Annotated in this window: 12 protein-coding genes and 3 pseudogenes; 6 read left to right on the plus strand and 9 right to left on the minus strand. The window is 68.3% G+C overall.

The features are described 5' to 3' along the window. Positions 1 to 954: 954 nt before the first annotated feature. The gene (locus C4U44_RS34405) at positions 955 to 1,158 is read right to left on the minus strand and encodes a hypothetical protein (RefSeq protein ID WP_103888993.1); all 204 of its coding nucleotides are present in this window, start codon (positions 1,156 to 1,158) and stop codon (positions 955 to 957) included. A gap of 274 nt (positions 1,159 to 1,432) precedes the next feature. After that, the gene (locus C4U44_RS34410; RefSeq protein WP_103888994.1) at positions 1,433 to 2,083 is read right to left on the minus strand and encodes a DCL family protein; all 651 of its coding nucleotides are present in this window, start codon (positions 2,081 to 2,083) and stop codon (positions 1,433 to 1,435) included. Between the two features lie 570 nt (positions 2,084 to 2,653). Between C4U44_RS34410 and C4U44_RS42955 the strand changes: the two genes are divergently transcribed. Continuing rightward, entirely contained in the window at positions 2,654 to 2,944 is a 291-nt protein-coding gene (locus C4U44_RS42955; RefSeq protein WP_235032448.1) for a GNAT family N-acetyltransferase, read from the plus strand. Here C4U44_RS42955 and C4U44_RS34420 read toward each other — a convergent pair. Together C4U44_RS34420 and C4U44_RS34425 are read right to left on the minus strand one after the other, a co-directional pair. Beyond that, positions 2,836 to 3,114 (minus strand): annotated as a pseudogene (locus C4U44_RS34420) (WhiB family transcriptional regulator); the annotation flags it as partial. The gene C4U44_RS42955 and the pseudogene C4U44_RS34420 overlap by 109 nt on opposite strands. A 207-nt stretch (positions 3,115 to 3,321) precedes the next feature. After that, positions 3,322 to 4,491, minus strand: coding sequence for an SEC-C domain-containing protein (locus C4U44_RS34425; RefSeq protein ID WP_146088364.1), 1,170 nt, complete (start codon positions 4,489 to 4,491; stop codon positions 3,322 to 3,324). A gap of 456 nt (positions 4,492 to 4,947) precedes the next feature. Here C4U44_RS34425 and C4U44_RS34430 point away from each other — a divergent pair, with 456 nt between their 5' ends. Further along, positions 4,948 to 5,586 (plus strand): NYN domain-containing protein, encoded by a 639-nt coding sequence (locus tag C4U44_RS34430; protein WP_103888997.1) that lies wholly within the window; start codon positions 4,948 to 4,950, stop codon positions 5,584 to 5,586. 861 nt (positions 5,587 to 6,447) lie between these two features. Here C4U44_RS34430 and C4U44_RS34435 read toward each other — a convergent pair. Continuing rightward, a pseudogene (locus C4U44_RS34435) lies at positions 6,448 to 6,747 on the minus strand (hypothetical protein); the annotation flags it as partial. 514 nt (positions 6,748 to 7,261) lie between these two features. On the opposite strand from C4U44_RS34435, the gene C4U44_RS34440 reads away from it, so the two are divergent. Next, a complete protein-coding gene (locus C4U44_RS34440; RefSeq protein ID WP_103888998.1) occupies positions 7,262 to 11,056 on the plus strand; it encodes an NB-ARC domain-containing protein in 3,795 nt (1,264 codons plus the stop codon). A 172-nt stretch (positions 11,057 to 11,228) separates the two neighbouring features. Here the strand turns inward: C4U44_RS34440 and C4U44_RS34445 are convergent, their stop codons facing one another. From C4U44_RS34445 to C4U44_RS34455, 4 genes and pseudogenes are all read right to left on the minus strand, one after another. Then, a complete protein-coding gene (locus C4U44_RS34445) occupies positions 11,229 to 11,849 on the minus strand; it encodes a hypothetical protein (RefSeq protein WP_103888999.1) in 621 nt (206 codons plus the stop codon). A 1-nt stretch (position 11,850) separates the two neighbouring features. Further along, positions 11,851 to 13,875 carry a DnaB-like helicase C-terminal domain-containing protein gene (locus C4U44_RS34450; RefSeq protein ID WP_235032449.1) on the minus strand — a complete coding sequence of 675 codons (2,025 nt, stop codon included), beginning with the start codon at positions 13,873 to 13,875 and terminating at the stop codon, positions 11,851 to 11,853. Between the two features lie 327 nt (positions 13,876 to 14,202). Next, positions 14,203 to 15,081: pseudogene (locus C4U44_RS43720) on the minus strand (hypothetical protein); the annotation flags it as partial. Between the two features lie 445 nt (positions 15,082 to 15,526). Next, positions 15,527 to 16,507 carry a hypothetical protein gene (locus tag C4U44_RS34455; protein WP_146088366.1) on the minus strand — a complete coding sequence of 327 codons (981 nt, stop codon included), beginning with the start codon at positions 16,505 to 16,507 and terminating at the stop codon, positions 15,527 to 15,529. A gap of 373 nt (positions 16,508 to 16,880) precedes the next feature. Between C4U44_RS34455 and C4U44_RS34460 the strand changes: the two genes are divergently transcribed. The 3 genes from C4U44_RS34460 to C4U44_RS34470 are packed head-to-tail and all read left to right on the plus strand — an operon-like array spanning position 16,881 to position 24,036. Beyond that, the gene (locus C4U44_RS34460) at positions 16,881 to 18,005 is read left to right on the plus strand and encodes a restriction endonuclease-related protein (RefSeq protein ID WP_103889002.1); all 1,125 of its coding nucleotides are present in this window, start codon (positions 16,881 to 16,883) and stop codon (positions 18,003 to 18,005) included. Then, on the plus strand, positions 18,002 to 21,364 hold the full coding sequence (locus C4U44_RS34465; protein WP_103889003.1) for a DEAD/DEAH box helicase family protein: 3,363 nt from the start codon (positions 18,002 to 18,004) through the stop codon (positions 21,362 to 21,364). Before C4U44_RS34460 ends, C4U44_RS34465 begins: the two co-directional genes overlap by 4 nt. Continuing rightward, positions 21,358 to 24,036 carry an RNaseH domain-containing protein gene (locus C4U44_RS34470; protein WP_103889004.1) on the plus strand — a complete coding sequence of 893 codons (2,679 nt, stop codon included), beginning with the start codon at positions 21,358 to 21,360 and terminating at the stop codon, positions 24,034 to 24,036. The genes C4U44_RS34465 and C4U44_RS34470 overlap by 7 nt, the downstream gene beginning before the upstream one ends. Positions 24,037 to 24,366: the final 330 nt, after the last annotated feature.

A 24,366-nucleotide genomic window follows, 5' to 3' on the forward strand; every position in this document is an offset into this window, starting at 1 on the left:
GACATGACGCGCCGTCACTACGTGACGGAGTGTTGTAACGTCGCTCCGCGACATTCACAGCGCTGGCTAGAGGAGGGAGGGGTGCCGGCCGAGTAGGTCGTTACATATTCGGAGAGGTGGGGCGAAGCGGGAGGAGGGTCTGCGCGGGTGGTCTATACGGGTCAACGTGGCGCTCTGATCTGCTATTTGATGCTCTGTCTCTTGAGCTGTGCTGTCCGGGAGGGCCGGGCGGTGGGGCTGGTCTGCTCTGAGCGCCCGTCAGGGACAGTCTCGTCCGGGGCGGGTTGTGTACCTGAGTATGTCACGTAATTGTGTACCGCTCAAGTCTGTAACCGTGACACCTTGTGATGTTGTGTACCCGCCGTAGTGGTCTGAACCAGTTAATGAATTGTAGCGAATTTGAAATGGTGGATAAAGGGGATTGGCAGTCCCGTTCTCTTCGGGTTGATATCCGCCACGGTTTCTGTCCTGCGTTACTGTATGGAGCTGCTCATGAAATGATTTCTGTACAGCTCTCTACCCGACTGGATATTACTCCCCCGGGAATTGGTGGGTCTCATCGGAGGGGCAGTGTTCCGTAAGAAGGCGCGCGCTCCTCGTGGCGGGGTGGGTTTCTTCCCGCTGCGCCTGAGGACGCACTCATCGGCGCGGCAGCGAGCAAGAGCCGTAGACGGCCCCGGCCGCGTCGGCGCAGGGCGGCCGCGTTGAACACCGCCGGGACGTCAGACACAGCCGCCACGAGTCCTCCAACTCGACCGCGTGCGGGCCCGGCACAGCGCGCCCGCACGCCCGCCTCGCCCTGCGCCTTGAGCGCCACCCGCCAGGGCCCCGTCGACCACCAACAACCCAAGCGGAGCCAGTTGGGCGCGGCCCGGACCGGCGGGCGCGGCGCGGCAGCCACAACATCACCGACATCGACCAGCGCCCCCCTCAACCCCCACCACAGGCAACAATTCAACCCCGAGGCACAACGACCGCGGCGGCCAGCAGGGCGCGGGCGTGCCGCAGCACGGCCACGTCCGTCCAGGTCCCGGGCGCGTGAGCGACCAACACCATGGCGAGCAACAGGGCGTCCTGGCTGCCGGGGTGGGTGGAGGCGCGGGCGGCGACGCGCTCGGCGTGCTTCAGATCCGGGGAGTACTCGGCGCTGGAGCGCATCAGCTCCAGCTACACCGGGTCGTCGACGCCCGCCTCGGCGAACGCGTCCGCCCCGGCCCGGCGGCGCGCGGCGAACGGGGCCACGGCGAACGGACGGCGGCCGCGAGGGCGCGGGCCGCGGCGGACGGGGGCGCGGCACCGTCGGACGGGCCGGCGCGCCTTGACGCGGCAGCCGGGGTGGGCGCGGCCGGACTCGCAGCGGCCGCGCGGCACGGCCAGGCGGCAGCGGCGCCCGGCGGACGCGCGGGGCCGCCGCTGGCTGGCGTGCGGCCTGCTACCGGCGGGGCCGCCGCTGGTTCTCCTTCTTGGACAGTAGACCCAGCACCGCCCGCTCCTGGTGGTGGTCCTTCCACCGCTCGGCCAGCTCGCGGTCCGCGATCCGGCCCAGTCCAGGTTCCGTCGAGGGCGTCATCGGGATGGAGTCCCAGCCGTCGACCATGGCAGCGAACTCCTCCGCGATGTCCACAAACGCCGGGCCTCGAAAGTAGGACACCGCCACATCTGAGCTGTCGAGCTGCTGGCCGGATTGGTCGGAAACCAGCCTCCCGGCTTCCTTGCGCGCCTCGAAGTAGCCGTTGGCCTGCGGCTGCACTTCGGATCGCATGATGTTCAGGACCTGCTGTCGCACCGTCGGCGGCTTCATGCAGGTCTTGTACGAGAAGTCGATCCTGGAGCCGTCGACGCGGACGACCTCGAACCCGGGGGACGAGCCGATCTGCGGAGGTGCGATGGCGAACGCTTCGATGCCGGGGCCGATCTTTTCTGCAGCCTCATGGTGCATGTCGAGTAGGTCCACCAGGAGCAGGTGGTCCTCCTCGGCATCGACGGTCTCCCCCAACTGGTAGCGGTAGAGCACTGCCCGCACGGCCTCTTCGGCGGTGCCTTTCGTTCGGTACTTCCGAGGACCGATCCAGAACTCAGCCACGATCATTCCTTCTGTCGGCGGCTCTCCAGCCTCCCTGACTGGCGCTCAGCCGGACGTCTGAACTTATCGCGCTGTGACGGGCGCGCCTTGGTCGTTGCACGGTCCACAACCTGTGCCGCGACAGTCTGTTGTGGGGCCTACCGCGTTGCTCCAGGGCGCTGCGGCATGTACAGGGCTGGCCTTCCAACGGGTCTCCCGGCCAGCACCGCGTGCCCGGGGCCGGCGATGTCCCGTCCCCATGTCTCGGGAAGGGGCAGACGCAAGTGCACCGGGCCGGCGGGGCGGGGCAGTGGGGGCTGTTCCAGAGTATTCCGCTCCCCGCGGGGTCCCGTAGGGTGCTGTGGTGACCGGCAGTTCGGGTGGTTCGTGTGTTGTTGCTCCGGCTGTGCCTGGTGAGCCGGTGCAGTGACGGCGTTGACTGCGCTGGCGCTTGGCGATGGTGTGGGGTGCGCGGGGGTGCCCTCCGGTTCTGCGCTCGCTGATGCCGTCGCCGGCCAGGGCGGGCGGATCCACCTTCCGTACGGCTTCGGGCACTGTCTGGTAGCCCGCGAGGGGGATGCGGTCGTGGGCATGGTCTACGCCACCCCGCCGATCCGCTGGTTGGACGGTCAGACTGCCGCCCAGCGGGCCTCCCTGGTGGAAGCGTTGGTGGAGATCGAGTTGCTTGCCGTCGCGGCAGACCACCGCGGCCGCGGCGTGGGGAACTGCTTGCTCGACGCGGCACAGGTCGCGGCCCGCGAGGCAGGCACGCGCAAGCGCCGCCAGGAAGTGACGGTCGGCCGGCGCCGCAGCAGAGTGCTGCGTTCGCGCTCGGTCATGCCTCTCCACACACCGAATGCAATGCGCTGGTCCAGGGCGTAGGCGAGGCGCTGGGTTCGGGCGCTGCAGCTGCTGTACAGCGCTTTGGCGCGGCTTTGTGCGGCACCTTCGACGAATAGGGCGTCGGGGTCAGCTGTTCTGCACAGCCTTTGCTCACTCGAGTCCGTCTCCGTCGTTCCGTCCTCTTCCCTGGTCTGCCCTGTGTTGTCCACCGCCCGGGGCAAAAGGCATATGACATTGCGTCATTGGGGGGACCGTTGCTGCATCTGTCCCACAGCTCCACACCTTCAAGTGAGCGGTACTTGCTTGCTGCGTGCGGCGGCACTACGAGATGCCCCGAAGGCGGCGCAAGCGGGATGGCATCGCCCGGCGCCTGGCAGGCGTCGTGATCACAAGCCTCCTTGTGCACATTCCACGGATCAGGACCGAGGCTGGCGCTTCGGCCTGGCTTCCCGTGGTTCGGCGGCCGATGAGGGCGGGGTGCTCGGTTGACCCCACCGGTGCACGCATCGCTTGTACTTGCGGCCGCTGCCGCACGGGCATGTGTCGCTGCGCTGGGGTGGCTGGTCGCTGGCGCCGGCGTAGGAGATGCGGTTGAGGCCGTGGATCTCTGCTGTCAGGCCGATGTCGTCCATGGTCCACTTCACGAGCGAAAGACTGCTGTGGACCACATCGGCGGCCAGGACGAGGGCGTCGGCGGCTGCGTGGGCGACGGTCGGCTGCATGACGTAGCCGGAGGCGGCTAGGCCCTCCAGGGGGCGGCGCGCGTAGTGCTCGACGGCGTGCGTTTTGGGACGGTCCGAGGCCCGCAACACGGTGTGGGTGGTGGCGGAGCCGAAGCTGGGGTGGACTGCGTCGCACAGCCATTCGTACAGGTCGAGCACGTCGACGGTCGTGGTGTTCTTGGCGAGTTTATTGATGTAGGTCATCACGTTGGTGCTCTGGAGCACGGGAGGCCGGTCGGCGCTTTGTCCGATGCGTGAGGCGTACTGGAGTTTTGCCAGGCGGTTGTTGAGGTCGGCGCTGAACTGGGTGAGGGAGTCGGTGGTGGGCGGGCCGACTTTCTTGAACGTGTCCCATGCCTCGTGAAGGAGGGTTGTTTCGTGGGTGAGGGCGGCCGCGCCCTCCAGCAGGGAGCGGGAGCATGCGGCTGCGACGAGCAGCCGCCAGCGGCCAAGGGCTTCCACGGTCTGCTCGGCCAGTTCGGCGGCACGCCACAGCTGGGTCAGCCGCCAGGCCGCCATCCTCATGTGCAGTTCGGACAGGGCGAAATGGGCAATCCAGTCCCGTGAGCCGAGCGCGGTGGTGTCCTGCATGAACGGGCTCGCCTTGCCCGACCACGTACCGTCGGGATGAGAGACGGTGACGAACGTCCAGGTCTCCTCCGGTGCGGCGGCGTTGAGCAGGTCGGCGAGCTCGGCTGTCGCGTCATGCGCATTGTGGGCGCGCAGCGGCACATTGATGTGGACCACGGCCTGCGTGCTTTGGGCATTGCCGTCGGCCAGCGTCATCAACTGCCGGGCTGCCGCCTGAACACGGTCGGCCCGGTCCTTGCCCAGAGCCCGAACGACTTGTTCCTCGAAGCTCACGCATCCCCCAGTGCACGCGCCATCGGCGGGGTGTCACGGGCCCAGAATACTGGTGTGCTCCCGAGGCGGTGTCGCTGGTCAATGACCGGGTGCCGAGTGTGGCGAACCATTCGTTTCCTGCGTCATGGTGCTGCGAGCGAGCGTTGTTGATTCGTGGCAGACCGATGGCAGTTGACGGGCCCAAAAACCGTTGGATGGCTGGCCAACCCCAGTGCGCCCGGTCTGCTCTCGCCCGACGGACGCGGCGCGCTATTCGAGCTGCTGCCGTGGCGGGGGCGGCGGCGGACGTGCTCGTTGCTGGCGCGGTCGCCGGGACGCACACCTGGATCTCGGGAGCAGCGCCCCGCACGGGTCGCAGCGGTCGTTCGGGGACGGCTGGTTCGTCGGCGTGCGGGCGGTGTCGGGCTGGCTGTACTCGCAGCGCTGGGACTCCTTAGGCGCGTACGGTAATCGGTCGTGTTAACCAACATCTATATCGATGGCTTCAACCTCTACTACGGGCGGCTGAAGGGGCAGAAGGGTTCCAAGTGGCTCGATCCGGTGGAGCTGTGTCGCAATCTGCTTCCGGCTGGGACTCGGATCCAGCGGGTCCGCTACTTCACGGCTCGGATCACTCCGCGACCTGATGATCCCGACGGCCCGGCTCGCCAGGACGCCTACCTCAGGGCGTTGGAGACGCTGCCGGAGGTGTCGATTCACTATGGCAGGTTCTCGCAGACCAAGACCCGTATGAGGCTGGCCAGCCCGCCCGTTGGTGGCCCCAACACGGTGGAGGTGATCAAGACTGAGGAGAAGGGCACCGACGTCCATATAGGGGCGCACATGCTCCTGGACGCCTTCCGCAAGGATTGCGACATGGCCGTGCTGATCAGCAACGACAGCGATCTGTGCGAGCCTCTGAGGATGGTCAAGAGCGAACTCGGGTTGACTATCGGCATCCTCAACCCGTTTGCCCAGCCTAGCCACTGGCTGAAGAAGCTCCAGCCAGCGTTCATCAAGCCGATCCGGCAGGGCGTCGTCCGGGCTTCCCAGCTCCCGGCCTCGGTGCCGCTGGGAGACGGCAAGGTCGTGACCCAGCCGCAGGAGTGGGTCTGACCAGCCAATGCCGGCCCGACAAAAGCAAAGGCCCGCCGTAGGGCGGGCCTCGCGCCTGCTCGCCGCAACGAGCAGGGGGTTCGTGAAACAATCTAACAGAACCCCACGGACGATCGCTTCATTTCGACCAAAAATTTAGATTCAAAGGATTAATAAACAGATTTCATAATATCATTGGAGCAAAGAGGAAAAATTCCTTTGAATCAAAGGTATCGTCGACTGCTGAAGTCTGCATGAGCCGCTGCTGCAGCCATCCTGCCTTCCCGCCACCGGCCACCGGCCACCTGGCAGGGCCCGGCCAGCGGTCGGCTGGTCCACCCACCTGCTGCCAGATGCCGTGCGATCCCCGGGCCGGCCGCTGACGGAAGGGCGCCACACGGACCTAGGGCTGGAGAGCAGCTCACCACCCGCGGTCACGGGTGGTGAGCGTCCTAGGAACCGGTTCGCCTTCTGTGGGCCTTCTCCGCTCGCGTCGTCTGCGCCGTGCTCCGTCCCTCGCTGCAGCTGCCCCGCAACCGCCTCCAGCCCCGCCGCCGTCACACCCCACAGCTTCTGCGACGGCTCGCCCCGCCGATCCGGCGCCTCGAACTAGCAGCACGTTGCGGATCGCCTTGTCCGACAGGTGCGGACGGACCAGCCCAATGATCTACGGCGTGTTCGCGGTCTTCGCCTCCCCGCGAAGATCTACTGGAGGCCTTCCACCGTCGTCTGCGCCGTCGACAGCCCGACGCAACCAACGGCGGCAAGCGGCCCCGCCAGGGCCGCTGGAGGTCAGACCCACGCCGGCCTTCTCGCCCCTGCCGCCCGTCCACGCCACACCGTCCCTTCCCTCAGGTACGGGGGTTGCGCCGTATTCGTCAGTCAGCTTTCGGCGCTGGCGAGGCGAGAGGCGACGAGCCGGTTCGTCAGCTCCACCGTGGCCAGGTACCACCAGAAGATCCAGTCCAAGAACACTTCGTCGTACTCGCCGCGCTGGCCTGCCTTGCGGTGACGTAGGTCGTAGCGGTTGGCGATCTCGAACAGTGCACCTTCGTCGGGCTTGCTGATCTTGTCTTTGAGCAGGGCGCGGCGCTCCTCGAGGATGCCCGCAAGCGTCACGATGGCCGATCGCTTGCTCTCCACTGTCGTGTCGCGTCCGCGGAACAGGGCGATGGCGTGACTGGGCTTGATCCGCTTCGACGGACATCCTCCCGGGGCAGAGCCCCTGATCTCGAATGTCCGTCGAAGCGGATCAAGCCCAGAAGCATCCCTGGCGCGCATCCCTGAGGTCGATGGACTTGCTCCCGTCGTGCACCCTGGTCCCTGGCCGGGAGGACAGCTTGGGTGTCCAGACCGATGGTTCCTGGGGCCGGTCTCCAAGGCTGACGGGCGCCCCCACCCGAGAAGCCTCGGGTAGGGCTCGCTCCGGCAGTGCTTCCTGAAGTCTTAATGCTGCAGCCAGTGCTGGGTCGCATGAAGAGCAACGCTGACAATGGCGTTGACGGCTCCAGCGGCAGTTGCCGACAGCATTGACGTCATGAGATCGCGCCTGACGCGTGAGCCGGGGTGGCAGTTGGGGTTGCGAGTGCGGCGGGGCCGGTGTGGGTTGGTCATGGCGTGATGGTGAAGTCCGGCTCTACGGTGGGGCAGCATCCGGTCGGGGAAGGCACCCAAAGTTGCAGGTGGGATCGCTACGATGAGCTTTCCGGAGCGGATCGCCACCGGAAGAAACCGGAGGTTTTCGGTGCCGGACAGCGACCGGCCGACAGGGGCACGGGAACAGTTCGCGCAGCGACTGCAGGAGCTGATCACCGCTTCTGGCCTGTCCAAAGCCGCTTTCGCGCGTCAGGCCGCCGCTGTCGAGCAGAAGTTGGCCGATCCGCCTCGCAACCGGCCCAGATTCTCGCCGCAGCGGATCAGCGACTGGGTATTGGGAAAGAACATCCCCCATGAGCGGGCGTTGACCGCGATGGTGATCGCAGTTCAGCATGCCCGCGCCAGGAGCGGCCTGTCGGCGATCACGGTGCAGCCCGGGCTGTTGTCGCTGGACCGGTGGGCACAGTGGCGGCGGCAGGCCCAGGACGAGGCTTCCTCTTCATCGGGTGATCGGTCAGGTGCAGTGCAGCTGGCCGCTCATGACGCGTCCGCCCAGTCGCTGACTCCACGGCCGGGGATGGGCCAGGGGCGTGCCGTGGGACCGCTGGCCATGGCGCCGGTCCTCCCGGATCGCTTCGTTCCACGCCCGAGGCAGGCGGAGTGTGTGCTGGCTGCGCTGGAGCATCGGCAGAGCCCGGTAGTGCTGCATGGGCCTGGCGGATTCGGAAAATCGACGCTGGCGAGTTGGGTCTGTGCCACGCCACAGATTCGTGAGCAGTTCCCGGATGGGGTGCTGTGGGCGCAGATGGGTCCGCAGGTGGAACCGGACCGCGTGGCGCGGTCTTTGTCCGAGATGGCGGCGCAGGTCAGCGGTGCAGCGGCGCCGCAGGTGTATGTCGATGTGGCCGCTGCTGCGCAGGCTCTGCGGTCGGCGCTGACGGGATTGCAGGCCCTGCTGGTCGTTGACGACGTGTGGAGTGCCACTGATCTGCGCCCCTTCCAGGGGCTTGGGCCGGGGGTGCAGTTGCTGGTCACGACGCGTCGTGCCGGGCTGGTGGAGACAGTCGAGGTCGAGGTCGGCGAGATGTCGGTGGACGAGGCTGTGGCCGTCCTGGGCGTCGACGACGCTGACGAGGCTGTGCTGCAGCCGCTGCTGGCGCGTGCGGGGTACTGGCCGCTGGCATTGGTCATGCTCTCGGGAGTGTTGCGGAGTCTGGTGGGCCGGCACGGCAAGGACGTGGTCGAGGCGGTGCGTGAACTGGCATCTGAGCTGGACGGCGCCAGTGTCTTGGCATTGGATGACCTGTCCGATACGGACGTGGCCAGGGGCATTGCCCGCACGCTTGAGGTGAGTCTGGACGATCTTGTCGCGGTCGGTGGACCGCGATGTCTGGAACGGTTCGTGTCCCTGGCGGCGTTCCCGGCTGGTCAGGCGGTGCCGTTCGCGCTGCTGCACCAGCTGTGGGGCATCAGTGATGTGCGGGCGCGTTCCGAGGGCGACCGCTTCGTCGGCCGGTCACTGTGTACGGTCGACGGGCAGGGGCTGCGTCTGCACGGCATCATCCGTCGGGCCCTGCGCGTACTGAATGCCGATCAGTTGGCGGGGTTCAGTCAGCGGCTTTTGGTCGAGTTTCGGCCTGCCGAGGGATGGCACCGGTTGGCCGGCGCTCGCATGCTTCTCGCCGACACGCTGGCCTTCCATCTGCTGCAGGCAGGTCTGCTGCAGGAGTTGGGCTTAACCGTGCGGGATGTCCGCTTCCTCGCGTTGCGGTTGGCCCGGTCCGGACCGACCGCCGTGGATGCCGACCTTGCCCGCTACCGTGCAGCAGTTCCCGACGACGCCGGCGCCCGTGTTCTGGCCAGCCTGATGCGCCGTGAGGCGCTGGCGTTCACCGGCCCGCTGTCCTGCCACGACCTGGCCGTCACCCTGGAGAACCGTGCCCTGGGACTCGACCCGCTGCCGCAATGGCTGCTGGGGCTCGGGCAGGCCCGCTCAGGCGGCGGGGTGCGGTACCTGCACCCGCCGCTCGACCGCGACCATCCGGCGCTCAAAAGCTGTGTTCCGGCCGTAGGTGTCGACGAATTCCACGATGTCGACTGGCACCCGAGCGGTCGGCTCCTGGCCGTCGCGGGCTCCCATCCCACCGTGGAGATCCTCGACACCGAGGGAACGCGGAAATGGACGATGGAAGGCCCTGACACGGTCAACCGCGTGCGGTGGAGCCCGGACGGAACCCGACTGGCACTCGTCGGTGTCAGTGACCGCTTCGACATGCCTCACGACGTTGAGACGACTCCGGAGGAAGCTCTCCGCAACCATCACAACGACGTGACCGTCTATGACCTTCGGACCGGTAGGGAGATCCTGGCCGTGCCTGTCCTGGCCGGCCTCTCCCTCTTGCGGCAATCGCCGCCGGCCCTGTGCTGGTCACCGGACTCCGACATGATCTGCGTCGCCAGTGACACGGGCGTGTCCTTGTACGCGCTGGACGCGGGCAGCGGTCCCCAGCCGCTGACCGGTATCCAGCACCTGGACGAAGAGGGCGAGGTGTCACTCGACTGGCACCCCGTTCACGGCCTGCTCGCGCACACCCCGAAGCGCACCAGCGACAGGCACCACGCCGGGCTGCTGCGCCTATGGGCGGATCCGGCCGACCAGAGCCAGGAACCACGGCAGTGGCACTCCCGGGCACTGTGGGGCCGCGGCGGATCTTTGATGTGGCGACCGAGCGGTCGCACTGCGGTACTGGACCTGGAGCGTGCCGTGGCCATCGTGGACCCGTTCGCTCAGCGCGTCCTGTGGCGCACCGAGCACACGCGAGAAGCCACTGCCTACTGGTCGGCCGACGGCCAACAGCTCGCCGTACGCGAGTCGGCGCCTCGGCTTCATCGGGGTCCGAGTCGGATCACCGTGTGGCGAGTGCCGTCCGATGAGGCTCTGTCATCCGGGGACTTGCCGATGCCCGAGTCCTTTGTCCCGCTGCGGTCCGACCATAACGACCGGGACTGCGTGTCCTGGCATTCCGATTCCGCGGCGCTCGTGGCCACCAGTGACCGGCGCCTGCTGCAGATGTGGGATACCGGGCGTCTCAGCCCTGCCGCCGCGGCACGGCCCGGACAGGCCGCACTCGTGCACGTACGGTGGAGCTCCGATGGCCGAAGCCTGGCCGTGGCGGGAGAGCACGGGCACTGGATGACCGTGCATATGGAAGGCTCCTCCCCCGACGCCTCCCGCGTTGCTGCCCACTCCTCCTTCCCGTTTCCCGGACGCGATCCTGCGACCCGGCATCGATGGCCGCAGGCAGTCGGTGTGCCTGCCGAGCGCTACCCCCCGGAAGGTTCTCCGGTCATCGTGAACTTCGGGCCGGAGGAACGACAGCATCTGATCGGGCACTGGTTTGAGCCGCTGCGTGTCTTCACCTCCCAAGGCCGGCTCGTCACCGAACTTGCCTCGCCTCACGGTGCGCAACGCTGGGGCGATGCCTGCTTCACTCCGCGCGGTGACCGTGTCGTTGCGGCCGCTGCAGGCGCTGACTGGGACGACAGCGTATTCAGTGTGTGGAACCTCAACGGGGCGCGGCCGCGGGAGGCTACCGCCCGACAGACATACCGCGTGTCCCGCCCGGCAGCCCACCACTCCGTAATCGTGCGCGTCGCTGCCAGCGACACCCACGCCGTGATGCTCGCTTTCCCCGACTACATCGGAGTGTTCCGACTGAGCGACATGCACACGCTGTGCTGGAGCAAGACCAACTCCCGGATCTACGACGCCGCGTTCGACCCGAGCGGTAGGGTCCTCACGGTCGTCGGCGACGCAGGCCTGCACTTCTTCGAAGTCCACGACCCTACGGATCCCACGGTCAGAGAATCCGACGCCACCACGACCGGTTCCTGATCCGTGAGAAGTCCGTCCAGTTGGCCGCCTTCGCTCACCTGTCAGGCGTCCGCCGTAATCGTGGTTTGTCCGGTGTTCGGTGCCGGAGTGCCCCGAGCGGATCGAAGCGATCCGGTCCATGAATCGTGTGGTGGCGGGACCGTCCACAGACCGCAGACGGTCCTGGGGGTTGTCAGGCACCGAGACCGATGTGACTGACGTAGGTATAGGCGCCCCAGTCAGAGTCGAGGTCGGCGATGATGTCGTCCCAGATCTGCTCAAGTTCGTCGGTGTCACCGGCGATGAGGGCGTCGACGGCGGCGTCCCAGACGTAGCGGACCTGGATGCGGCGTACGCGCAGGTTGCGTCGGCGGGCGTGTTCGTCGACGACGTCCTGGTTGATGGGGTGGATTTCCACTCGGGTTCCCTGGCCGCCCCGGTTCAGGTGTTGTTTGAGGCCGCCGGGGTTGGCCAGGACGTTGGTGGCGCGCAGGTTCCAGTAGGCGGTGTCGATCGCCTCGATGTTGCCGGGGCGGGGGCGTTGGCGGCCGGTGGTCCAGGCGCGGAGGGTGGCGCGGGACGCGGTGATGCCGGCGTCGGCCATGGCCTGGGCGCCGCCTTGGGTGGTGGTGAGGTACTTCATGCGGGCTTTGAGGCCGCGGCGGGTGGTGGCCGGTGACTTGATGCCACCGTCGATGATCATGCGTTCGAGGACGTCTTCCAGGGCGCGGCCGAGCGCGGCCCGGCCGTGGATGTTTCCGGGGTCGCGGCCGGCGCCGTAGGTGCCGAAGTTCCTCCATCCGTCGGTCGACATCTCAGGCGGTGGTCTTCCTGGGAAGGGTGTAGCGATCCTTGAGTTTCATGTGCTGGGTCAGGCGGCCCTCTGGGAACACGCCGTCTTCCTGGCCGGGGGTTTTGCGCCATGGGCCGCCGGTGAGGTGGAGTTCGTCGGTGCCGCGGACACGGACGATGGTCAGGCCGGCTTCGTGGGCTTTGTTGGCCTTGTACCAGAGGTTCGCGAAGGCCTGGGAGCGGATGATGTGCATCCACTCCGGTCGGCGGATCTCCAGGTTGGCGTTGGATTCGCCCATGGTCGAGGTGAACTTCGCGTACATGGCTTTGACGTACTCGACGGTCACGGCGCCGTCGGCGTATCCGGCGGCCTCGCGGGCGAGGGCGGCTTCTCGCGCTTCGGTCAGGACACGGCGGAACTTCTCCAGCAGCCCCTCGCTGGCACCCGAGGTCCAACTTTCGGCGATTGCGGGTGGGTCGCACAGACCGTAGCGGGCGCAGCGGAGTAGGAGGCGGATGGTGGAGTCGGTGAGGAGGACGGGGCCGGTTTCGTGGCGGTTGCCGATGGGGTCGGGGAGGTGGGGGTGGTGCCAGGTGGGGCGCTGGGTGAGGAGGTAGATACCGGAGCGTTTGGGGTCGAAGCCGCCGTCGGGGTTGTGTTGGAGGGTGCCGATGGGCAGGTAGGTCTTGAACGCTGACAGGTAGGCGGCGTTGGTGTCGAGGGCGTCGACGGTCACGGGGTCGAGGGTGCCGTTGTTGAGGGAGTCGATGAGGGTGGTGTTGGTCCAGTTGTGGCGGCCTTCCCAGACCTGGTCGGCGCCTTCTTTGGTTTTCTTCCGCAGGAATTCGAGGGTCTCCGGGTAGACGGTGTGCTCGTAGTTCGAGCCGACGCGGGTCTCCTCGAACAGTGCCATGGCGTGGGGGACGGCTTTCTTCGCCAGGGCTTCGGTCGCGGTTTCGACGTCGCCGGCATGGTCGGCGAGGGCTTGGTCGACGGCACGGGTGATCTGGCCGGTGAAGTAGGAGTAGTCGCGGCCGGCGTATCCGCCGGTGGTGCTGCCTGGTGGCTGGGGGGTGCGTTGCCGGGCGGGCTCAGGGGCGGCAGCGGCCGCCGGCGGGGTCGGGGTGGGGGGAGGTTGCTGTGCGCTGGCGGCGGGTGGGGTGGGGTTGCCGGGGGTGGCGGTGGGTGGCCACGCCCCTGGGGTGCCCGCGGGTGCGGGTGGTGCCGGATGGGCCGCGGCGGGCTGGGTGGGAGTGGGGCGGGTAGAGGGGGCGTGCGGTGGCGCCTCGGTGAGGCGGGCATGGGTGAGGTCGGCGTGCAGGGTGAGGACCGCTTGGGTACCCAAGTCCCGTTCGGTGATGGTCAGGTGGGTCTGGTGCGGATTGCCGGTGTCAGGAGTGAGGGTGAGGGTGGTGTCCAGGCTCAGGGTGGCAACCGTGTCGGCATGGTCGGTGTCGACGGCGGCCAGGACCGGAATGTGGAGGGTACGGGCGAGGTGGGCCAGCGCTTGGGCGGCGTCGGTGAGGCGAGGCCCGGACAGGGGCAAGCGGGGGTCGTCGGCGGCCTGGAGTCGGTCGACGACAACCAGAGCCAGATCCAGCAGACCCGTGGCGCTCTCGGCGATCGCAGCGGGTGTCAGGTCGCTGCCGTCGTCGATGAACAGCGGGGCCGCAGGCAGTTCGCGGTACAGGGCGCTGACTTCTGTCTGTTCGGTCGTAGTGAGCTGTCCGGTCCGCAAGCGGCGGTAGTCGACTGATAGGTGCGCGGCGACGATCCGGGCGGCGACGTCGGCGCGGCTGAGACCGGAGGCTGCGTACAGAACGGTGCGGCGGTGGTCCAGAGCCGTCGTGCGGGCGGCGCTGCTGGCGATGAGACTGCCGCCGGCGCCGGGAGCAGCAGCGACGAGGTAGAAACGGCCGGGCTGAAGACCGCCGAGGGCTTGGTCGAGGCTGGGGATACCGGTCGGCAGGCCGTGCGGCGGTGCGGCAGTGTCGGTGGTGGTGTTGCCGGCAGGGGAGATGAGGACGGTGTCCAGAGCCTGATCCAAAGGAGCCAAACGGCGCGGCACGCCCGGCTCGCCGGAATCGGGGACGGCTGCGGGAGCAGAGGCGACGGCGGGCTGCGGGGCGAGCTCGGTCGGCAAGTCACCGGAGGGGTGAGCGGACGACCGGGCCGCAGCGTCCGAGGGACTGGGTGCAGGGGCTTTCGCGGGATGTGGGGCGCTGCCGAGGGGCACTGGCAGGTCTGGTTGAGGCTGAAGGCCATTGGGAGGACGGGGGGTCGGGTGGTCGTTGGACGGCTCTTCAGCAGGAGAGGGCCGGGGGCCGGGTGTGGTAGCCGGGTGCGGGGTGCTTTCTGTGACGGCGGGGATCAGCACGGCCACGGGGGTGTTGTGGCGGCGCAGGAGTTGGGGGCGGCCCTGGGAAGCGTGTCGGATGAGGTCGCCGAGTTTCTTGCGGGCATCAGCGATCCCGTGCACCTCTGCGCCGGTCAGGTCCCATCCCAGTGCTGCGGCGTCCGTTGGGGCCATCAGGAGAGCGTGGTCGGTATCGCGCGCCAGGGGGGTGGGCGTGCCGTCGGCGGCCGCCCGGATGAACTGGGGCAAGGCAGCGCGGGCCTCGTGCAGGGTTGCCGGTGGCGGACCGGGGAGCAGCTTGCGGGCGAGGGTGGCAGATGGAGGGGTTGCCGAGGGCGCGCTTGCCACGGCGGTACCCGTTTCGCTTTCTTGAGCCGTGGTGGCGGTCGCGCTGGTCCGGACGGTGTCGCTGGAGTCGGGGGCGGTCTTCGAGGTGTCTCCTGGCCTCGCCGGTGCAGCGGCGGGCTGTGAGAGGAACTGGGCTGGGCCCGTGGAAGGGGCCGGCTTCGCGACCGGGGAAGGGCCGCGTTGCGCCGGGGCGGTCTCGTGTGTCAGGCCGTCGTGCTCCGTGGCGGGTTCGGTGAGGATGGAGGTCGCGTCGGTCACCGGGGCCGGTTCGGGGGCTGGCTTTGATGGCTGGGCCGGGGCCGGGCCTGCGGAGGGGGCCTGGCCGGGGTGCAGGCATTGGGTCACGATCCGTTCCAGCAGTTGGTACGTCTGCTCAGCGCGGGTGCTGCGGGGACCGCCGAACGCGGAGCGGGGCGCGGTGAGCAGGACGTGCCAGTGCGAGCCGCTCGTCCGCTGCTGGGCTGCGGCCTGCAGAGCAAGTCGCAGTCGGCGGCCGGATTTCTCTGCCAGCCCTCCGCGCGGTGGTGTCACCAGTTGGTGTGCCGGCATCGACAGGGCCTGCCGCAGCGAGAGCGGGATACTGGTCCAGACGGGGTCAGTCGGGCTGGGCAGCTCGATCCCCTTGGCCGCGCCCGGTGCGGTCTGACGTGGTGCAGGATCTGTCCTGGTGGGAGCCTCGGCTGCGCTCTGGTTGAACGTGGTTCCGGAGCGGGGGGAACGCGAACGCGATGACACCAGCGGCTCCACAAGATCAACGCAGGGGTGGGTACGGGCCCCCGAGGAGGGGCCCTCCTGGTGAAACAGGCGAAACGGCGCCTTGAGCAGCCGCGCGGGAACCACCGACCACTCAAAGTGTAACGCCTGTTGTGCAGACTAACCCACTCCGGTACACATTTGGAGTGCCTGTTGTAACGCGCCTGGGTGAAGCGGCTGGGCGCCGGAGACGTCTTACGCCCAGCGCACTCCCGGCACGGCAGCAGTCTCTCCGAACGTGTCATGTCGTTGCGCGGGCCAGGTGACGGGACAAGGCCGCACGAAGGGTCGGGAGGGGCGCTTGAGCGCCCATCATCTGGAGCAGTTCCTCGACGTCCCAGGTGACCAGTCGGGCTGTGCGGGTGAGGTAGAGGCCTACACGGTTGAGCCCGTACTGGTCCGAGTAGTCCAGGAGGGCGTAGCCGATGAGTTGTCTGAGGGCGGGTGCGGCCAACCGGGTGGCGTCCTTGGTGGCTTTGATGTCGATCAGAAGGCCGTCGGCGATGAGGTCAGCGTCTGCGCCGTCGATGTCGGTGGAGCCGGCGAACGTCGGGCCGGACCGGCAGGTGTCGGGCGTGGTGGCGGCGCGGAGGGGACCCAGGACGGTGTGTGCGTTGCGGATCTGGGCGGTCAGGTCGCGGACGGCGTAGTCGGGGACGCGTTGCAGGAGGGAGGGGAGGGTGGTGGCGGCGCGCAGCGTTCCCAGGGGGCTGGCCGGTGCGAGGTATCCGCTGCGGTAGATCTCTTCGAACCAGGCCATCGCCATGCACAGGCGGCCCAGGTGTTCTTCGGCCTCGAGCGGCAGGAGGAGTTCCCGATCGCGATCGTCGGGGGCCTGTCGGGCGAGGACCTCGTCCAAGGCGGCGTGGAGGTCGTTTCCGGTGGTGGTGAAGGCGTGTGCCGCGGCCACGTCGCCTTCGGCCCAGGCGCATGCCGCGGCTGCCTGTACGCCGAGGGTGACGGCCGTGTCCCAGGTGCGGGCAGTGGTGAAGGCGTATCGCAGGCGGTGGTCGACGGCTGCTCCGAGGGTTCCCCACAGGGGCCTGACGCCGGCGGGGGCTTGGGGTAACAGCAGCGGCCCGGCTTCCACGTCGGCGAGTGCGTTGCGGAAGGAGTCGGTGGCGGGGCGGATCTGCGGCAGGTGTTCGCGCAGGAACGTGGACAGGGGGCTTCCCTTGGCCTGGAGTTGGGACGTCAGCGACACGGCGGGGCTGTCCTTCACGAGGTCATGGTGATCGGCAAGGTCTGGCTTCAGGGTGGTTGGGCAGCGTGTGCGCCGTGGCGTGTTGTGAGGGTTTTCGGCCCGCGCTCGGGAGCATCCAGGGGGCGCACAGGCGTGGCACTGGCTGTCGGCCGTCCTCCGAGGGGGTGAATCGCTTGGTTCCGGCTGCGTGCCGTGCGTGGTGGGACATCGCAGTTCAGCGGCGGTTTGGGCCCGGCTCCAGCGCGGACACGCGCAGGGTGGTGCGTGCTGTGCGGTCCGCATGGGTCGGCGATCATCGCTCCTGTCACTCAGTGATCTCTGTCAAGGACACTCAGTAAAGTGAGATGGAGTCGTGGTGGTCGTTGATGCTGCCGTGAGCCGGCGCAGGACCATGGTGGTCAGCGCTGCGGTCCGGGCCGGGTACGCGTGGTCGGTGCGCCGTTCGGAGTCCCGGGCCTGGCGGGAAATCATGAGCATGACCGGGGTGGTCAATGCGCTGCGTGGTGCCGCGGTTCCGGCGTTGAGTCCGGTGGAGTTCGTGGACCGTTTGTCGCGGCCCTTGAAGCAGCTGGCGCCGGATGTGTTCGGCGATGACCGGCTGGGCTGGATCACGGTTTTGGAGTGGGACGAGCTCCGCGACGACGTGCACTCCGACGGGTGCTCGGTGATCGTGGACCTGCTGGCGGAGGGCGACCGCGGCCGCGGATGGCTGCCGTCGTGGACGTGGCTGCAGCAGGAGGTCGTGCAGAACGAGGCGTTCACGCAGATCAAGACCGGTGCCACGGAGGAGACGTACGTGGCCCGGCGCCGGTTCGTGATCGACAACCCCGTCGGCGGTGCGGGCTCGTTGGCGGACCTGTGCAGCCAGGCGGGGATCGCTCCACCGGTTCCCTATGTGCCGATCCCGCCGGACCGCCTGTACGACGGGCACTACTGGTGGCCTTGCCCGACGTGCCGGTGGCCGATGCGTGTCACCGGAGCTTCGGTGCGCTGCAGCTACCTACCCCACAATGCCGCCTACTTCGTCCGTGACAGCAGCGGCCCGACGCCGCGGCTGCGGCGCCGCGACGAGACCGTGCCCCGCCAGCCGGGCGCCCGCCGGTGGGTGGCGGCCGGTGAGGAGCGCACCCTGTGCGTGGAGCTCCCTGTGTGGCGCTACATGGTCGTTCCGGGTGTCGAAGAACTGGCGTTGTTCACACGGTGGTTTGGCGTCTCGGATCTGCTGGATGTCGCCTTGTGGCCCGGTCAGGACGCCTACGACCTGCGGTTCGAGATCGCGTCGACCAACTGGACCATGGCACTGGACCTGAAGGACGTCGCCAGTGCCGGTGCGCTGGCTGACAAAGTCAGGTCCAAGCCCCTGGCGGCCCGCACGATCGTGCTGCCCGACCACCGCGGCACCGCGCACCAGGCGGAGTTGTCGGATCTGCTGCCGGGCTATGAGGTACTGCTGGTCTCGGACGTGCACAAAGCCGTGGGCAAGGCACTGGCCCGGGCGAGGAGGTCGTCGCGGTGAACTCCGATGACAACGGCCTGTCCCGGCGTGAGGCATTGGTCATTCCCCGCCTCGTCGCCGCGGCGTGTGCCGCGGCGCAAGCCCATTTTCCTCAGGCGCAGGGCGCCACCGCGTTGTTGACCGCCGCGCAGTTCCTTGTGACGGGCACGTTCGACGTGTGGGAGGGATATGAGCGCCTGCCGGTTGCTGACCAGTTGCAGTTGAGCCGCCTGCTGCGGCATCGTCCCAACCCCCTGGCCAACGATGCCGGTTTCCGACAGTACGCGCTGGAGCAGTTCTACCTGGGCGAAATTCCCGGTTTCCGGTTGCGTGCGGACGAGGAGACCATCGACAGCCATCACGGGATGAACCCGCGGGCCTGCTTGACCAAGCTCCTGGACGAGTTGGACACGATCGTGTCTGAGTTTCGGACTGCGGCGGCAGTGGCCAAGTCCGGGCAGTACACGCACACGCTGCGGCTGCCGATGGCGGGCCGGCAGCCGCAACCCGTGCTGGCGTTGTATGCCTTCGGGGACGAGCATGCACCGGAGCGGCGGCTGCCCGTCGAGCGGTTGGTCACCGCAGGGGAACTGGCTGCAGCGGACGTGAAGATCCCCGAATTCCTGGCGTTGAGCCGCAGCCTTGACATCGCAGGGGAAGGTAGGGCGTTCCGCGTCGCCGCGCTGGAGCCGTTCTTCGCCAAGATGACGACCGGGCAGGGCGCGGCAGTCGGCAAGGTGATGCGGCTGAAGGCCGGGATGACGCAAGTCCTCAGCGCTCCCACGGGGTCGGGGAAAAGTGTGTGGATGCGCGCGGCGGCGTCCTGGGCGGTCCTGGAGGGCCATACGATCGCCTTGGTGGTGGACACAAACGCCGCAGCGCTCAAACTCGCCCGCGCCATCGAGGAGGATCTGGGCTCCCTCAGGGACGACGGTCTGCTCGGCGCCAGTGCCGGGACCGCCGAGCAGGTGGTGGTCCCGCTGATGTCGCCGCACAACCTGATGCGGGAGGTGGAGCGCGCCGCGCACAGTTCCGGGGACCCGGACTTCGTCGACTGGGTCTTCGGCCGTATCGGGTACTCCTGCCAGTTGCCGGCCCTGGCTTCGGTGGACGAAGCAGTGGACACCTGGATCCCCGGGAGTGAGCCGTGCACCAACCTCACCGCGGTGCGGGACAAGCCGCTGGAGGAGTACCGCAGCATGCCGGCGGCGAAGGTCTGCCCATTCAAGGCAGGCTGCGGCAAGTACCGGCTGGCGCGGGAGGCATGCGCCGCACAGGTCATCATCACCACCCACGCCAACCTGTACGGCGGGCGGATGCACATCCCGTTGGAGATGGACGACGGCTCGGTCGAGGAGAAGGTCAGTGTCGAGGAACTCGTCCTGCGCCGCTGCCAGATCGTACTGATCGATGAGCTTGACGCGTTCCAGTCCACCGCCATGGACCGCTCGGGTCGGGGACTGACTCTGGCATGGGGAGACCGCGGCCATGACCGGCCGTTGCTCGACCTGGATCGGCAGATCATCTCCGCGTTCGTCCAGTTGCCGGGAGCTTTGGAGGAGCGCAGCCGCTCCAACCTGCTGGAGTGCCGGCGGTTGGCCGAGACCTACACCATGCATTTGGCCCGCGGTGACCTGGCGTTGAGTGAGCGCCTGCCGGAGGATCCCGGCCGGGGACGCGGTGGTAAGGACCGGCAGGCCAGTCGGCGCTGGGTTCTGCCCGAGCGGTGGGACGGGATGATCGCCCGTGAGCTGGCGGCGTTTCTCGCCGATGATCCCGCCCAGGTGGGATCCAGTCCGCAGCGCGGTAGCGGGCCGGCGGAGGCGGTTCTTCTGGAGGCGGTCTACGACCCGGCGGTGGCCTCGTACTGCCTGCCGGAGCACCTGCGCGAGTTTGCCCGTGTCGTGCGCTCGATCACCGCCGCCAGCGCTTCGGGCGGAGTGCTGGACCACACCCGCAACGTGCTGTTCGAGATGCTCACCCCCTGGATTCCGGCGCCCCGGATGCGTACAGCCGTCATCGAACGCCTGGTGCGCAGAATGTTCCTGGTACCGCTGCGCAGGATGCTCTACAGCTTCGTCCATGATGCTCCACAGCTGAAGCTGGCCGGCGCCACCGCAGCTGAGGAGATCGCTCAGGCACTGCGCGGATTCGAGACGTGGCGGGCCATCCCGCACGGGCCCATGGGACGGCTGGTCTTCGCCTTCACCGAGGACTACACCCCCCAGGCCGTCCGCGACACCCGGTTGTGCGCCGCGGCGTTCGGCGGTGACCCCCACCGCTACGTCACCTCGCTGGGCCAGATCACCGCCCTGGCACAAGCCGGACACCGGCGCATCGTGGTCGGGCTGTCGGCAACGGCCTACATCCCAGGGGCTCACCGCCACCACGTCCACGCCAGGCCGGCCTACATCGTTGCCGACGAGGACTCCTGTGTGGAGATCGACGCTCGGCCCATCCCCGGCCTGGACCAGGAGTGGATGCGAATCTCCGGCCTGACGGGCAAAAAACGCCGGGAGGCCACCGTGGAGTTGGGCACCCGCCTGTGGAGCGAGCTGTCACGGGACCTGGAGACGTTGTCCGAAGGGGACACAGCGGGTGTCCAGGACTCGATCCTGCTGGCCACCACCTCCTACGACAGCGTCCACGACCTGGCTGAAGGGCTGCGCCAGGCCGGAGCCCCACCAGGGCTGGTCACTGTGGCGGTACGCCCCGATCCCGACGGCGTGCGCTCCGGCACACAGCAGGAGGATCTGCCCTGGATCGAGTTGGCCGGTGACCGGCTCGAGGACTTCGGGTCGCTGGTCCGCGCGCGGATCCTGATCGCTCCGATCAAGCGGGCCGAGCGGAGCTTGAACATCCTCGCCCCCGGATCCCGCCGCTCCCGCATCGGCGCAATCTGGCTGGCTGTTCGCCCGATGTCCATCGTCGACGACCCGGACGAGTTGCTCGCCCATGTCGGCGCACGGGTGCTGGACGACTGCCTGCCCCATGCACTGCCCTGGACGGTCCTTGCGCAGGCCAGGAAGGTCGCCGGCCGCTACTTCGACGAGCTGGTGGGCAGCCGCCGCTACTTCAGCGCGCTTCCCCGCCGCGCGAAGAAGGCCATCGCCGCGGAGCTGATCGCGTCGATCATCCAACTCGTCGGACGCGCCCGGCGCGGGGGAACCCCCGGCCGTATCCGGCTGGTCGACTACGCCTTCCTCGACCCGCGGGGCAACTCCGACCTGCCCTCGCTCATCCACGACCTGCGCAAGGACTGGGCACGGACGGGAGAACTGGACTTGCTGCAGGCCACCAACGGCGCCTCACTGCGCGCATTCCTCACCTTCGCCGAGACCCGATCCCCCGCCCGCGACACCTTGGACCACGCATGCTGACCACGCTGGCTTTTCTCCTGGACCCCCAGCACCTGGGCACCGTCGTGCGCTACCCGCTCAGCCCAGACTTCGCCGCAGCATGGGAGTGCCTTCCGCGCTACCGCGACAGCGACACCTCCAAGCCGGTGCGCCCCGCCTACGCCAGCCTGGCCACGGCGCTGTCCGCGGTGACCAACCAGCCGGTGGTACTGATGCCCGACATCCTCGACCGGCCCGACGACGAACAGCCGCTGCCGACGGTTCTGGTCACCACCGACCCGATTCCCGGCCGGCTTTTGACCCGCGCCGTGCGCAGTTGGGAGCGCCATGTCCGCGGCGGAGAAGACGCCAACACCCTCGCCCCGCTTCTGGCCGACTCCGAAACCCACCAGGAGGAGCTGGCCCGCTTCATCTGCGGCGCCGACCTGGGCCGGCCCCGAGCGCCGCAGTGGTTCTACCGGGTCGCGGCCTGGAACTTCGCCGCCCACGTCGGAAGGAAGGACCTGCATCTACCCGCGCTGCGTCTGCCAGAAGCTCTTCACGGCGAAGGCGAGCAGCAGCGCGGGGGAACCCGCCTGAAGTGGCTGATGGACACCAGCGGCAGCCTCCTGGCCTGGGACCATGTCCTGACACACCACGCGGGACAGCCCCGCGCCACCGGCCACGCCATGCACAAGATCGACTTCCGGGTCATCACGCTGCCCGGCGAGTCCCGCATCGCTGTCCACGCCCTGCCGACGTTCAGCCGCCTGGCGACCCACTGGGCCAGCACCCGCACCGCCTTCGTCGCCCGCGGCAAGGACACCGTGCTGCGGCTGCCGGTCGGACACCGCCGCACCGAGGACGGCTGGGAACCGTACGCACGCGGCTTCACCACCCAGGTCGTCGACGCCTGCAACCTGGAAACCATCACCCTGGGCACCAACGACACCCTCGCCGCAGGCACCGGAACGGTCCGCGCCCTCATTCCCGCACCGGTCGAGCACCCGCTGGGCAAAGGCACCGGCACCCGCTTCAACCTGTACCTGGCCAACTACATCAAACGCGCCGCACACAAACTCAAGCCCACCCAGGTCACCTACGAACGCACCGACTTCGAAGTCACCCGCCCGGCCAAAGGCCCCATCACACGCGACGACCTGCCGCAGGCCCTGGCCGGCACCCGAGCCGCAACGGTACGGCTCCTGGCCCTGTATGACAGCGAGTACACCCGCGAGCGGATGATCACAGCCCTGACCGACTACCTCGACGACCCCGAGCAGGCACCCCCCTGGCACGACGGACGGGACTTCCCCCTCGTCGGCCCGGTCAGCGTCCACTTCCGCCGGATGCCCGAACTGGTCTCCACCGTCCCCGTTCACTGGGACCAGCACCTGGCCTTCCTCACCTCTCTCCCCCACGCCGACCTGACCGGTGTGTGGATCGAGACACGCTGGAACCCCAAAAAACGCGCACGCCGGGACCGCGCAGAGGACTACGACCCCAAGCGTGACCTGCGCCGCCACTTCCACCACCGCGGCGTGGTCTCCCAGTTCATCGCCCACCGCAACCGCCCCAAACCGCGCCCCGCCACCGCCCCCGCGCCCGACGGCACCGCAACAGCCGTACCGGTCTGCGCCCACGACGCCGAACCCCCAATCGCAGAAGCGGGAGCACGCGCGCCGGGCAGGCCGAAGGTCGACTATCCGGCCATCAACGGCCTGCGCGACCTGCTGCTCCGCCTGGGCGCCATCGACCGGCGCCTGGCCGACGCCGTGCCCTTCACCGACACCGCCCTGCTGATCGGCCTCCACCTGCGCCAGCAGCGCGTCAGCAACCGCACCATCGGCTCCGCCGATCGGACCCAGATGGTGGAGGTCCTCACCGGTCTGCGTACCAGTGCCGACCCCGACGAACCCTGGCGGCTGGGCATCTACAACCGCCAGAACCATTCCTGGGTATCCCTGCCGAACGGAGAAGCGGCCTTCGGATCAGGACCGATCGGTGTCGACGGCCATGCCCGCCACGCCGACGGCGCACAACTCGTCCGCGAACACATCAAAGCCGCCCTGCGGATCCTGCCCACAGGCCTACCCGTCATCGTCTTCGCCGACGCCGAAGCCTGCCGAACCATCTGGCCCGCACTGCAGCATGCCCAACTCGGCGAAGGCCCCTACCCCGGCGACGATCTCGCCGCACAAGGACGCCCGGTCGCCGTGGTCACCATCAACGCCTCCTACGGTGAGGTCCCCACCCCGGTAGACCGCGCCGACGGCCGCCGCAAGGACCAGGAACGGCCCGCCGCCCCCGACACCTACCTCCACCGCCGCACCACCGCCACGGGAGTGACCAGCTGGTACCTCGCCCAAGCCTCCCGCACCTACAACGGATTCGGCCAGACCAGCATCAACGGCAGCAACCACACCCGCTTCACCCTCCCCAACGACCTCAAGGACACAGTCCTGGGCAAGGACTGGCACAGCTTCACCGCCACCCAGATCACTGTCCCGGTGCCCGGCCCCTACGACCCGGAACAACTCGCAGCCCTGACCGCGGCCTTGTGCCACCAAAGCCTCGGCTGGGACGCACGCACCCGCCACCCAGTCCCCCTGCACATCGCCGGCTGCGTCGACAAAAACCACAGCGAGCACCGCGGCCCCAGCACCGGACTCACCGACACCGACACGCCCTCCGACGATTCCGACAGCCCCTGACCGACAGTGCCCCCACCGCGCAACCGGCCACTGGTCTACCCACGGTCTCAGGACCGCAGGACCGCAGGACCGCTGACTCATGCTCTGACCGTCGCTGGTCCGCTGCAACTCCCAGATCGGCCGGTCCAGTTCCCTGCCCTGCGCGGTTCGTGTGGGAGGCAGTTGCTACGGTTTCTGCCAGGCCGAGGCCGGCAGCGACGTCGGCGGCTGCAGGTGCGTTCAAACCGTTGGCTGGCGGGTGCCGGTCTGTGGTGAGGTTGAGGGTGTGAGTTCCCGGTCGAAGCGTCGCAACGCGCGCAATGTCAGGCAGCGTCGTCCTGGAGTTGGACG

Origin of the sequence: Actinacidiphila yanglinensis (genome assembly GCF_900107965.1) — a bacterium.
GTDB lineage: Bacteria > Actinomycetota > Actinomycetes > Streptomycetales > Streptomycetaceae > Actinacidiphila > Actinacidiphila yanglinensis.

Excerpts from the sequence above, each read along its gene's own strand:
- C4U44_RS34470 (WP_103889004.1), top strand. The coding sequence starts at position 21,358 with ATGCTGACCACGCTGGCTTTTCTCCTGGACCCCCAGCACCTGGGCACC.
- C4U44_RS34440 (WP_103888998.1), top strand. The coding sequence starts at position 7,262 with ATGAGCTTTCCGGAGCGGATCGCCACCGGAAGAAACCGGAGGTTTTCG.
- C4U44_RS34445 (WP_103888999.1), bottom strand. The coding sequence starts at position 11,849 with ATGTCGACCGACGGATGGAGGAACTTCGGCACCTACGGCGCCGGCCGC.
- C4U44_RS34405 (WP_103888993.1), bottom strand. The coding sequence starts at position 1,158 with ATGCGCTCCAGCGCCGAGTACTCCCCGGATCTGAAGCACGCCGAGCGC.
- C4U44_RS34460 (WP_103889002.1), top strand. The coding sequence starts at position 16,881 with ATGGTGGTCAGCGCTGCGGTCCGGGCCGGGTACGCGTGGTCGGTGCGC.
- C4U44_RS42955 (WP_235032448.1), top strand. The coding sequence starts at position 2,654 with ATGGTCTACGCCACCCCGCCGATCCGCTGGTTGGACGGTCAGACTGCC.